The 12,195-nt window shown below is 73.8% G+C and carries 7 protein-coding genes, 2 tRNA genes and 1 other RNA gene; 6 read left to right on the top strand and 4 right to left on the bottom strand.

Features of this window, described 5'->3' with window-relative positions; genetic code table 11:
- Window positions 1–37 precede the first annotated feature (37 nt).
- Window positions 38–125, bottom strand: a tRNA-Ser gene (locus ACZ7MG_RS34130).
- A 119-nt stretch (window positions 126–244) separates the two neighbouring features.
- On the opposite strand from ACZ7MG_RS34130, the gene ffs reads away from it, so the two are divergent.
- The 6 genes from ffs to ACZ7MG_RS34100 all read left to right on the top strand — a co-directional run bounded on the left by ffs (window position 245) and on the right by ACZ7MG_RS34100 (window position 10,020).
- Window positions 245–341, top strand: an RNA gene (gene ffs, locus ACZ7MG_RS34125) — signal recognition particle sRNA small type.
- Between the two features lie 46 nt (window positions 342–387).
- Window positions 388–2,856, top strand: a complete 2,469-nt coding sequence (locus ACZ7MG_RS34120) for a DNA polymerase III subunit gamma and tau (protein ID WP_471382777.1) — start codon at window positions 388–390, stop codon at window positions 2,854–2,856.
- Between the two features lie 347 nt (window positions 2,857–3,203).
- The gene (gene purD, locus ACZ7MG_RS34115; RefSeq protein WP_471382779.1) at window positions 3,204–4,457 is read left to right on the top strand and encodes a phosphoribosylamine--glycine ligase; all 1,254 of its coding nucleotides are present in this window, start codon (window positions 3,204–3,206) and stop codon (window positions 4,455–4,457) included.
- 488 nt (window positions 4,458–4,945) lie between these two features.
- Window positions 4,946–7,249, top strand: coding sequence for a hypothetical protein (locus tag ACZ7MG_RS34110; protein WP_471382995.1), 2,304 nt, complete (start codon window positions 4,946–4,948; stop codon window positions 7,247–7,249).
- A 226-nt stretch (window positions 7,250–7,475) separates the two neighbouring features.
- Complete coding sequence (locus tag ACZ7MG_RS34105) at window positions 7,476–9,011, top strand: N,N-dimethylformamidase beta subunit family domain-containing protein (RefSeq protein WP_471382781.1); 1,536 nt, start codon at window positions 7,476–7,478, stop codon at window positions 9,009–9,011.
- A gap of 109 nt (window positions 9,012–9,120) precedes the next feature.
- Window positions 9,121–10,020, top strand: a complete 900-nt coding sequence (locus ACZ7MG_RS34100; RefSeq protein ID WP_471382783.1) for a phosphoribosylaminoimidazolesuccinocarboxamide synthase — start codon at window positions 9,121–9,123, stop codon at window positions 10,018–10,020.
- A gap of 64 nt (window positions 10,021–10,084) precedes the next feature.
- Here ACZ7MG_RS34100 and ACZ7MG_RS34095 read toward each other — a convergent pair.
- The 3 genes from ACZ7MG_RS34095 to ACZ7MG_RS34085 form a co-directional block, all read right to left on the bottom strand.
- A tRNA-Gly gene (locus tag ACZ7MG_RS34095) sits at window positions 10,085–10,157 on the bottom strand.
- A 23-nt stretch (window positions 10,158–10,180) separates the two neighbouring features.
- Window positions 10,181–10,795, bottom strand: coding sequence for a response regulator (locus ACZ7MG_RS34090; protein WP_471382997.1), 615 nt, complete (start codon window positions 10,793–10,795; stop codon window positions 10,181–10,183).
- 17 nt (window positions 10,796–10,812) lie between these two features.
- Window positions 10,813–12,195, bottom strand: coding sequence for a sensor histidine kinase (locus tag ACZ7MG_RS34085; RefSeq protein ID WP_471382785.1), 1,383 nt, complete (start codon window positions 12,193–12,195; stop codon window positions 10,813–10,815).

Genomic DNA, 12,195 nt, shown 5'->3' with positions numbered 1-12,195 from the left:
CGGTGGGGCCCTTCGACGTATTGCCCGGTGAGAGCAATGGCGGAGGATACGAGATTCGAACTCGTGAGGGGTTGCCCCCAACACGCTTTCCAAGCGTGCGCCCTAGGCCTCTAGGCGAATCCTCCGCCGGGAACATTACATGACGTCGGAGGGTGGTTGCGAACCCGTTCGCGGGCGGGTGATCAAGGGCGGGGGGCGGGGTGGGGAGGCGGGTCGGCGGGCGTCGGGGATCGGGTAGGCTGGGCTCAGCCCCTCACGCGGCGCTATCTGACTGAACTCCCCCAGGGCCGGAAGGCAGCAAGGGTAGGTTGGCTCTGGCGGGTGCGTGAGGGGTCTTGTGCGTCCGGCCGGTCCGTGTTGTCAGTGGGCGCCTATAACCTCGTATGCGTGTCGTCTCTCGCGCTGTACCGCCGCTATCGCCCGGAGTCGTTCGCCGAGGTCATCGGGCAGGAGCATGTCACCGACCCGCTGCAGCAGGCGCTGCGGAACAACCGGGTCAATCACGCGTACCTGTTCAGCGGGCCGCGTGGATGCGGGAAGACGACCAGCGCGCGCATCCTCGCCCGGTGTCTGAACTGCGAGCAGGGACCCACCCCGACGCCGTGCGGAGAGTGCCAGTCCTGCCAGGACCTGGCGCGCAACGGACCGGGGTCGATCGACGTCATCGAGATCGACGCGGCCTCGCACGGTGGTGTGGACGACGCCCGTGAGCTGCGCGAGAAGGCCTTCTTCGGACCCGCGAGCAGCCGCTACAAGATCTACATCATCGACGAGGCCCACATGGTCACGTCGGCCGGTTTCAACGCGCTGCTGAAGGTCGTCGAGGAGCCGCCGGAGCACCTCAAGTTCATCTTCGCGACCACCGAGCCCGAGAAGGTCATCGGGACGATTCGTTCGCGTACGCATCACTATCCGTTCCGGCTCGTCCCGCCCGGCACGCTCCGCGAGTACCTCGGCGAGGTCTGCGGCAAGGAGAAGATCCCGGTCGAGGAGGGCGTCCTCCCGCTGGTCGTGCGCGCCGGCGCCGGTTCCGTGCGTGACTCGATGTCCGTCATGGACCAGCTGCTCGCGGGCGCGACGGACGAGGGTGTGACGTACGTCATGGCCACGTCGCTGCTCGGTTATACGGACGGGTCGTTGCTCGACTCGGTCGTCGAGGCCTTCGCCGCGGGCGACGGCGCCGCGGCCTTCGAGGTCGTCGACCGCGTCATCGAGGGGGGGAACGATCCCCGGCGTTTCGTCGCCGACCTGCTGGAGCGGCTGCGGGACCTCGTGATCCTGGCCGCCGTGCCGGACGCCATCGACAAGGGCCTCATCGACGCCCCCGCCGAGGTCCTGGAGCGGATGCGGGCCCAGGCCGGCGTCTTCGGCGCCGCCGAGCTGAGCCGCGCCGCCGACCTCGTCAACGAGGGCCTCACCGAGATGCGCGGCGCCAACTCGCCCCGCCTCCAGCTCGAACTGATCTGCGCCCGCGTCCTCCTCCCCGCCACCTACGGCGACGAGCGCTCCGTCATGGCCCGCCTGGACCGTCTGGAGCGCGGGGTGAACTTCTCGCCCGGCGGCCCCGGCCCCGCCATGGGGTACGTCCCCGGCCCGGACGCACACGGGGGAGCGGCCGCCGCGACCCCGCCCCTGGGCATGCCTCCGCAAGCCCCGCACGCTCCCCAGGTTCCGCACGGCGCCCCGGCCGCGCACGTCCCGCCGGGCGGCGGACCCGCCGCGGCTCGCGCCGCGGTCCGGGGCACGGGAGGCGGAGCACCCGGAGCAGCCGGAGGCCCCGGCCCCGGCCCCATCGCAGGTCCGGGTCCGGGTCCTGACCCGTACGGTGCGGGGGGCGCCGCCGGCGGACAGCCGGGCCCCGGCCCTGCCGCACCGCCCGCCCCGCACGAGCCCGCGCCGACCGCCCCGCCCCCGGCAGCCGCCGCCTCCACCGGTGGTGCTCCGGCCGCGCCCCCCACCACCCCCACGCATTCGAACCAGGGCGCGGGTCCCACGCCCCCGCCCGGCTCCGACCCTCCCGGCGGTTCCGCCCCCGGCTCCTGGCCCACCCCGGCCACCGCGGGCAGCGGGCGCCGACCCGGCGGGTGGCCGACGGCCGCGCCCACCGGTGGCGGCGGCTCCGCGCCCGCCGCATCGGGCCCGCCCCCCGCGTACGCCCAGCCCGGCGCCCCGGCGGCGGCCCCGGCCCCGGCCGCGTACAACCCGACCCCGGGCGGCCCCGACCCCCGTACGCTCTGGCCGAACATCCTGGAGACGGTCAAGAACCGCCGCCGCTTCACCTGGATCCTGCTCAGCCAGAACGCCCACGTCGCCGGTTTCGACGGCACGACCCTGCAGATCGGCTTCGTCAACGCGGGCGCCCGGGACAACTTCGCGAGCAGCGGCAGCGAGGACGTACTGCGGGCGGCCCTGGCCGAGCAGTTCAACGTGCACTGGAAGATCGAGGCCGTCATCGACACCTCGGGCGGCTCGGCCGCACCGGGCGCCCCCGGCGGCTACGGGTCCCCGGCACCGGCCCCGGGCGGCTACGGCGGCGGTGGCTACGGAGGAGGCGGCACCGGAGGTGGCTACGGCGGCTCCCCGGCCCCGGCGTCCCGTCCCGCCGCGCCCCAGTCCCCGGCCCCGGCGGCCCCCCGCCCGGCCTCCCCGGGCCCGGCCGCACCCCACCAGTCCACCCCGACCGCCTCACCCGTCACCCCGTCACCACCACCGGCCCCCGAACCCCCGCCCGTCTCCCCCGAGGACGACACCCCCGAGGACGACGACCCCGACCTCGACGAGTCCGCCCTCTCGGGCCACGACCTGATCGTGCGCGAACTGGGCGCGACGGTCGTCGAGGAGATCGCGAACGAGTAGGGAGGACAAGGAGGACGGAGAGGAGAGGGCCGGGGAAGCCGAGGGCCGGGCAGGGCTCTGCGGACACGAGGAGCACAGCCGCGCGGCGGCTCGCGGACCCAACCCGGCTCGGCGGACGCGCCGAAGCACCGGCCGCTGTCGCACACGCGCACTCCCGCCTCCGGCAGGCCGAGGTCTACGTCAACTCCATCCCGGCGACGCCCACTCCCGGCCCCCGAACGCTGCACTCCTCCCCTCAGCCTCCCCCCTCGCCCACCCCCTCCTTCGTACGATCGAACGAACCCCACCCATCCCACTCTTCGGAAGCCCCCACAAAGCCCCCCACCCCCTCCGGCTAGGCTGACCCCGTGAAGGTCCTCGTCATTGGTACCGGTGCTCGTGAGCACGCGCTGTGCCGTTCGCTGTCCCTCGATTCCGACGTCACCGCACTGCATTGCGCGCCCGGCAACGCGGGCATCGCGGAGGTGGCCGAACTGCACGCGGTCGACGCGCTGGACGGCGCCGCCGTGGCCGCGCTGGCCACCCGGCTGGAGGCCGACCTGGTGGTCGTCGGGCCGGAGGCCCCGCTCGTCGCCGGTGTCGCCGACGCCGTACGCGAGGCGGGCATCCCGGTGTTCGGCCCGTCCGGCGAGGCCGCGCAGCTGGAAGGCTCCAAGGCCTTCGCCAAGGACGTCATGGCCGGGGCCGGCGTCCCCACCGCGCGGTCGTACGTCTGCACGACCGCCGAGGAGATCGACGAAGCCCTGGACGCGTTCGGCGCGCCGTACGTCGTGAAGGACGACGGGCTCGCGGCAGGCAAGGGCGTCGTCGTGACGGCGGACCTCGCCGAGGCCCGCGCACACGCGCTCGCCTGCGGCCGGGTCGTCATCGAGGAGTTCCTGGACGGCCCCGAGGTCTCCCTCTTCGCCATCACCGACGGCGTCACCGTCCTCCCGCTCCAGCCCGCGCAGGACTTCAAGCGCGCGCTCGACGGCGACGAGGGCCCCAACACCGGCGGCATGGGCGCGTACTCACCACTCCCGTGGGCCGACCCGAAGCTGGTCGACGAGGTCCTGGAGACCGTGCTGCAGCCGACGGTCGACGAGATGCGCCGCCGCGGCACCCCCTTCTCCGGTCTGCTCTACGCCGGCCTGGCGATCACCAGCCGAGGCGTACGGGTGATCGAGTTCAACGCCCGGTTCGGCGACCCGGAGACGCAGGTCGTCCTCGCCCGCCTCAAGACCCCGCTGGCCGGTGTCCTGATGGCCGCCGCCGACCACACCCTCGGCGACCTCGAACCCCTCCGCTGGAGCGGCGACGCGGCCGTCACCGTGGTCGTGGCCTCGCACAACTACCCCGGCACCCCGCGCACCGGCGACCCCATCACCGGCCTCGACGAGATCGCCGCCGTGGACGCCCCGCACGCGTACGTCCTGCACGCCGGCACCAAGCGCGCCGGGGACGACGTCGTCAGCGCCGGCGGCCGCGTCCTCTCCGTCACGGCCACCGGCAAGGACCTCACCCAGGCCCGCGACCGCGCGTACACCGCCGTCGCCCGCATCGGCCTCGACGGCTCCCAGCACCGTGCGGACATCGCGGCGAAGGCGGCGGCCGAGGCGTGACGGACTGACGGCCGGCCCCGCCCGCACGCCCCACCGGCCCGTTCACGCCCGTCCGTCCACGCTCGTCGGTACGCATCCCCGCACAACCGAACACATCCACTCCCTTCGCCGCATCCGCATGCGAAGCACCATCAACGGGTACGAACCCCAGGCCTCGGAATCCCTCGGAGACCCCCAGGAAACCCCTGGAGAATCCACCGGAATCCGGGGCCCGATCCTTGCCCAGCGTCATCCACCTCTCCCCAGAGCCATTCCATCGAGTGAGCGATGGCCCATCCGGCTGACGGCGGCCGGGGCCCCAACTAGGGTGCGGCGCAAGTGTTCCGGCACTTGGCCCACCGGCATTGCGATGTCGGTGGCGGGTGCCACAGTGGGGGAGTGAGCAACGTCAGGGCGTTCGGCGGCGACCACTGCGACGAGCAGTCGGCGCAGGCGTCGCGGTGTGCGCCGCACGGGACAGCAGGGGGTGACGTCGGGTCGTGACCGGTATGGCAGGTGGTGAGGAGGCGGGCGCGCAGGCCGCGCGCTCCCGGGCCCTCGCCGTGCTGCGGGTCCGCAGCAGGGCGCTGGCCGTGGCGGTGCTGCCCGCGGCCGTCGCCGTCGTCCTGCTGGTCGGCGGGTCGACCGGCCATCTGACCGGGCCGGGCTGGTCCATGGCGAGCTGGATCGCCTCGGGCCTCGCCGCCGTCGTGCTGCTCGCCGCCGCGGGCATCGCGCTCGTCGTCGCCCGCGCCCGGCCCGCCGTGAGTCCCACGGTCGCGGTCACCGAGGAGGCCGCGCCCGATCTCTACCGCCTGGTCCGGGACCTGGCCGACCGCCTCGACGTCCCGCCCCCCTCCGCGATAGCGCTCACCCCGGACTGCGACAGCTGGCTGGAGGACCGCACCCACCCCTCCCACGCCACCCCCACGCCCCGCTCCGCGACCACCGGGACCGACGCGGACGGCACGGCGACCGGCACGGTGACCGGCACCACGGGCGCCGACCGAACCGATCGAATCGACCTGACCAGCCATACCGGCCATACCAGTCATACCGGCCATGCCGCTCAAACCAACCGGACCGACGAGATGACGGACCCCCGTGGATCGTCGCCGGGCCTGCGGTCCGCCCTGCGGTCAGGTCCGCGATCCGGCCTGGAGTCCGGCCTCTCCGCTTCCCGGCGGCACCGCGCGCCCACCGCCCCGGTGCTCGTCATCGGCTCACCGTTCCTGTGGTGGATGCGGGTCGGTGAGCTACGGGCGGTGCTGGCACCGGTCGTCGCGGGTACGGGCCCTTCGGCGCACCCGGACATAGCCGCGGCCCGCCGTTTCGTGCGCGGGCTGGACGCCGCCGTGGCCGTCACCTCGGCCCCGCGCGGCCCGCTCGTCCGTACGGTCCTGGCCGGCGTCGGCTGGGTGACCCGGCTGCTCCTGCGCGGCTGCCGGGGACACGCGGCCGAGATGGAGCGCGGAGTCGCCGCCGCGGCGGCCGAGCGTGCACAGGCTGTGGACTACGGTCTGCGGATCGTCGCCCAGGAACAGGTCGGCCTGGCCTACGCGGGCTGGGACCGGCTGCTCACCCGGGTCGCGCTGCCCGCCTGGCGGATGGGCCGCTGGCCGTCCCGGCTGGACGCGGGGGTCGTCGCCGCGCTCACGGAGCTGTCCCGCCGCGACCGCCTCGCCGAGGGCTTCGCCTCCCGGCTCGGCGAGCGCCCGGCCTGCGATCTCCTCGAAGAGCCCGGCACGGTCGACGAGGCCGCGTCCCTCCTCGCCGCCCGCCTTTTCCATGGCGGCCCCGCCGAGTCCGGGCCCGACTGGTCCCCGGTCGACTGGCACGAGTACCCGGACGAGGTCGTCGACCGCAAATGGCGTACCGACGCGGCCCGCCTCCACCGTGTCCTCGACGCGCTGGGCGTCCGCCACGCGACGAGCGACCCGACCACCGACCCCACCGGCCCGGCCCCCAGCGGCCCCACCCTGTCCCGCGTACTGAACCACCTGGCGACCACGCCCCACCCTCCCGGGATCACCCCCGAAGCCACGCCTGGACACGAGCCGCACCCCACGACCACCGAGCCACACAACCTGGCCGCCGAAACCGCCGCCGAGCCCCTCCCCACCGCCCCACACCACCGCGAGCACGACCACAACCCCGCCCAGGAACCGGCCCGACACCACATATCCCCACCCGGAGACGACCACGGCGACGACCACGGCGGCGACCACGCCCCCACCCATGCCGCCGACGCCCCCCACGGGCCGGACGCCCCCCACGGGCCGGACGCCCCCCACGGGCCGGACGCCCCCCACGGGCCCGACGCCCCCCACGGGCCGCACGCCCCCCACGGGCCGCACGCCCCCCACGAGACCGACGACGCCGACGAACCCGGCCTCACCAACGCCCACTCCGCCGCCCTCGCCGCCGCGCTGACCGCCGAGCTGGCGCGGGAGGAGGCGGCGGCACCGGCCGCCGTACACACCGCGGCCGGCGGGGCCGAGGCGCAGGGACCGGACCGGGCGCTGTGGGACGACGGGCTGCTGCCGCTGTTCCCGATGCAGCCGCCCCGCACGGGCCGTGAGCTGCTGACCGAGCACGTCGCCGCGATGGTCTGCTGCGCGGCGATGGACACGGCGGGCGCGACCCCGGGCCTGGACTGGCTGGACGGCCCCTCCCTCCTCGTCGACGGCGTACGGGCCGCCGACCTCGCCCCCCGGGTCCTGACCCTCGTCGAGGACGGCGACCCCGCCCCCCTCCGCGACTGGCTCCGCCGCCTCGGAGTCCGCCCGGAGAAACCGGTCCGCCTGGTCTGACGGCTCGCTCCCAGGCCCACGACCAGCCACAACACCCCCGCCCCACCCCGCCTCACCCCCGCGCGCCCAACTCCCCATCCGGACCCCGCTGTTCCACTCTCATCCATTCGCGACGAACGGTGACGAAGCGCGTGCGTAATGTGATGTGCTGGGACCGATCGCGTGCGTATCGCGTACAGAGCAAGGGCTTGCGCAAGCTCACGGGGGACGAGGGAGGGGACCACTCATGGACTCGGATCAGCAGCACCACATCCGCCGTTGGGAGTCGGGCGCACTCGCCCACGCCGTGACGGACCCTTTCGGCCAGGGCCCCGTCCCCTGGCTCCGCGGCAATGTGACGTACTTCGACGACACCGGCCACGTGGTCCCCTGGTACGTGGAGCCGGGCCCGCCCGAGCCCGAGGCCCCGGCGCAGGGGGGCCGCGCCCACACCGGCGCACGCGCCCGCGTGCCCGCCCCGCGCACCGCACCGGGCGGCCCCCGCTCCGCCGACGACGTACGCCGTCAGATCAAGGGCTTCACGGCGACCGGCGCCGCCGCCCCCGGCGAGTCCATCGACTTCCACATCACCGTGGACCCGCCCCAGGAATTCGGCGTCGACATCTACCGCATCGGCCACTACAGCGGCGACGGCGCGGCGAAGATCACCACCAGCCCCCGCCTCTCCGGCATCGTCCAGCCCCCGCCCCTCACCGCCGACCGTACGGTCTCCTGCCACCACTGGTGGCTCTCCTGGCGGCTGCAGATCCCGAGCTACTGGAACACGGGCGCCTATGTGGCGGTCCTGACCACCGCCGACGGCTACCGCTCCCACGTGCCGTTCACCATCCGCGACGACCGCCCGGCCGACCTGCTGCTCCTGCTCCCGGACATCACCTGGCAGGCGTACAACCTGTATCCGGAGGACGGCCGCACCGGCGCCAGCCTCTACCACGCCTGGGACGAGGACGGCCGGCTGCTCGGCGAGTCCGAGGCGGCGACGACCGTCTCCTTCGACCGCCCGTACGCCGGCGCGGGCCTCCCCCTGCACGTCGGGCACGCCTACGACTTCATCCGCTGGGCCGAGCGCTACGGCTACGACCTCGCCTACGCCGACGCCCGCGATCTGCACTCCGGCCGCGTCGACCCCACCCGCTACCGGGGGCTGGTCTTCCCCGGACATGACGAGTACTGGTCGCCGCAGATGCGCCGTACCGCCGAACTCGCCCGCGACGGCGGCACCTCGCTCGTCTTCCTCTCCTCCAACACCATGTACTGGCAGGTGGAGCTGGGCCCGTCCCCGTCCGGTGTCCCCGACCGCCTCCTCACCTGCCGAAAACGCCGGGGCCCCGGCAAACCCGCACTGTGGCGCGAAATCGACCGCCCCGAGCAGCAGTTGATGGGCATCCAGTACGAGGGCCGGGTCCCCGACCCCCACCCCCTGGTCGTGCGCAACGCCGACCACTGGCTCTGGGACGCGACCGGCGCCCATGAGAACGACGAACTGCCGGGCATGGTCGCCGGCGAGGCCGACCGCTACTTCCCGCGCACCCCGCTCCCCGAGCACCGGGGCCGCATCCTCCTCGCCCACTCCCCGTACCGGGCCCCCGACGACGTGGTCCGGCACCAGGAGACCTCCCTGTACCGGGCCCCCTCCGGCGCCTGGGTCTTCGCGTCCGGGACGTTCGCCTGGTCCCCGGCCCTGGACCGTCCGGGCCACGTCGACACCCGGGTCCAGCGCGCCACCGCGAACCTCCTGGACCGCATCTGCAAACGCGACTGAGCCCCCTGCCGAGCCCAGCGTGCGCCACCCCCGTCCGTACCCCTGGCCAGGATCAGTCGTCCCCGTGCGGGAGAATCGAGCCACTTGGACATCACCACGGGGAGGAACCGTGTCCGGATTCGTAGAAAAGCCCGAGCCGATCGAGGTTCCGGGCCTGGTGCATCTGCACACCGGCAAGGTGCGCGAGCTGTACCAGAACGAGGCGGGCGACCTCGTGATGGTCGCCAGCGATCGAACGTCCGCGTTCGACTGGGTGCTGCCCACGGAGATCCCCGACAAGGGGCGCGTCCTCACCCAACTGTCCCTCTGGTGGTTCGACCAGCTCGCCGACCTGGTCCCGAACCACGTCCTGAGCACCGAACTCCCGGCGGGCGCCCCCGGCGACTGGGCGGGCCGCACGCTGATCTGCAAGTCGCTCAGGATGGTCCCGGTGGAGGCCGTGGCCCGCGGCTACCTCACCGGCTCGGGCCTGCTGGAGTACAACGACTCCCGTACGGTCTGCGGCCTCGCCCTCCCCGAGGGCCTGGTCGACGGCTCGGAGCTGCCGGCCCCGATCTTCACCCCGGCCACCAAGGCCGCCGTCGGCGAGCACGACGAGAACGTGTCGTACGAGGAGGTCGCCCGCCAGGTCGGCGCGGAGACCGCCGCCCAGCTGCGCCAGACGACCCTGGCGGTGTACGGCCGCGCCCGGGACATCGCCCGTGACCGGGGCATCATCCTGGCCGACACCAAGTTCGAGTTCGGCTACGAGAACGACACTCTCGTCCTCGCCGACGAGGTGCTCACCCCGGACTCCTCCCGCTTCTGGCCGGCCGACCTGTGGGAGCCGGGCCACGCCCAGCCCTCCTTCGACAAGCAGTTCGTCCGCGACTGGCTGACCTCGGACGCCTCCGGCTGGAACCGCAAGAGCGAGCAGCCCCCGCCGCCGCTCCCCGAGGAGATCGTCACCGCGACCCGGTCCAAGTACGTGGAGGCGTACGAGCGCCTGACGGGCTTGAGCTGGAGCTAGCGCACAGCGTGCCGGACGGACACGAAGAAGGCCCCGGTCCAGTGGACCGGGGCCTTCTTTCACGAGCGGACGACCAGGTTCGAACTGGCGACCTCAACCTTGGCAAGGTTGCGCTCTACCAACTGAGCTACGTCCGCGTTGCGCCGTGGCGCGAGGCCTACTATACCCAACCTCGCTCCCGTGCGAGACGCACCGCCGCGTGCCGGTTCTCCACCCCGAGCTTGGAGACGGCCGACGACAGATAGTTCCGGACAGTTCCCTGGGACAGCGCGGCCCGCTCGGCGATCTCCGCGACGGGCGCCCCGTCCCCGGCCAACTCCAGTACCTCGGCCTCCCGCGCGGTCAGCGGCGAGTCCCCGGAGGAGATCGCGTCGGCCGCCAACTCCGGGTCCACATAACGGTTCCCCGCGTGCACGGTCCGGATGATCTCCGCGAGCCGCTGTGCGCTGACGGTCTTGGGGACGAATCCCCGCACACCCGCCTCCAGCGCCCGTTTCAGATGCCCCGGCCGGCCATGACCGGTCACGATCAGCACCCGGCAGCCCGGCAGTTCGGCCCGCAGCGATGTGGCCACCCTCACACCGTCGGCGCCCGGCATCTGCAGGTCCAGCACGGCCACATCCGGCTCGTGCGCCCGCGCCATGGCCAGCGCCTCCGGCCCGCTGGCCGCCTCCGCGACCACCACCAGATCGTCCTCCAACGCCAGCAACGCGGCCAGCGCCCCCCGGATCAGATGCTCGTCGTCGGCGAGCAACAGCCGCACCGGCCGCCCCACCACCTCCGATACGGCGGTCACGACGCCTTCCCGGGCACGACAGCCGACCCGACCGACCCGACCGACGCGGCAGACCCGACCGACCCGGCAGACCCGACCGTGCCGACCGAGTCCCTCGAACCCCTCGCAGCCGATCCCGCCCCCGAGCCGCCCCCCGAACGGGCGGCCCCCGCCCCCAGCGGCACCCGCGCCACCACCCGGAACGCCTCCCCGTCCACCGGCCCCGCCTCCAGCGTCCCGTCCACGACCGCCAGCCGCTCCCGCAGCCCCGCGAGCCCGGACCCGCCGGCCCCCACAGAACGCCCGGCGTCCCCGGCCTCCGCACCGGCCGCCCGGATCCCGTCGTTCTCCACGGTCAGCACCACCTGTCCCTCCACCACCTTCAACATCACCAGGCACTGATCGGCGTTCCCGTGCCGCAGTACGTTCGTCGTCGCTTCCCGCACCACCCAGGCGAGCGCGGACTGCACCTCGCCGGGCAGCCCCGCGGCGTCCGCCCCGTCGACCGAGCAGTCGATCCCGGCCGCCGCCAACACGCCCTGCGCACCGGAGAGTTCGACCCCGAGGTCGGCCTCCCGGTACCCCCGTACGACCTCCCGCACCTCGCGCTGCGACTCCTGGGCGATCCGCTGGACCTCGATCATCTGCTCGACGGCCTCGGGCCGTTCCCGGCGGGCCAGCTGGACGGCCAGCTCGCTCTTCAGGGCGATGACCGCGAGGTTGCGGCCTATCACGTCGTGCAGATCGCGTCCGAAGCGCAGCCGTTCCTCGGCGACGGCGAGCCGGGCGCGGGTCTCGCGGGCGTCGGCGAGTTCGTAGACGGCGTCGAGGAGCCAGACGGAGAAGACGGCCGTGAAGGCGAGGGCCCCACCGCTGATCAGCACGACCACCGCCGTGACCAGCGCGCCGTGCCCCGGTGTGCCCAACAGGAGGGTCAGCAGCGCGGAGCCCGCCGCGAAGCCGCCGACGATCGCGAGGACCCGCTTCCGGCCGCGGACGCCGAGCGTCACGTTACCGACGCCGAAGACCACCACGATGCTGAAGATGCCGGCGTTGTCGGCGACATCCCCCTTCACACCGTGGTCGGCGATCACGAAGGTGAGGACGGCGATCACCGCGGTGACGGCGGTCAGCACCCACAGCAGCCGTACGGGCTGGGCCCGCTGCCCGCGCGTCCAGTCGAGCGCCCGGGACGCGGTCACCGCACAGGTCGCGGCGTGCGCGCCCACCAGGACCAGCAGCAGCCAGCTGCCCGGCCGCCCCGGCCCCACCTCGGCGAAGGCGGGCAGCCCGGCCGCGAGGAGCTCGATCACCGCGAACAAGTGGAACGACCACCGCGTGTACGCCTCCACCTTCGCCGGCGTGCTCTTCACCCGCCACCAGGTCCCCGGCCCCCGCAT

The organism is Streptomyces sp. NPDC107538 (genome assembly GCF_055657445.1).
The sequence above is the reverse complement of the archived record's forward strand: the minus strand, read 5'-3'. Positions and strand labels throughout refer to the sequence as shown.

Bases quoted from the DNA above. Each gene is read 5' to 3' on its own strand.
- ACZ7MG_RS34110 (WP_471382995.1), top strand. From the start codon at position 4,946: ATGGCAGGTGGTGAGGAGGCGGGCGCGCAGGCCGCGCGCTCCCGGGCC.
- ACZ7MG_RS34105 (WP_471382781.1), top strand. From the start codon at position 7,476: ATGGACTCGGATCAGCAGCACCACATCCGCCGTTGGGAGTCGGGCGCA.
- ACZ7MG_RS34085 (WP_471382785.1), bottom strand. From the start codon at position 12,195: ATGCGGGGGCCGGGGACCTGGTGGCGGGTGAAGAGCACGCCGGCGAAG.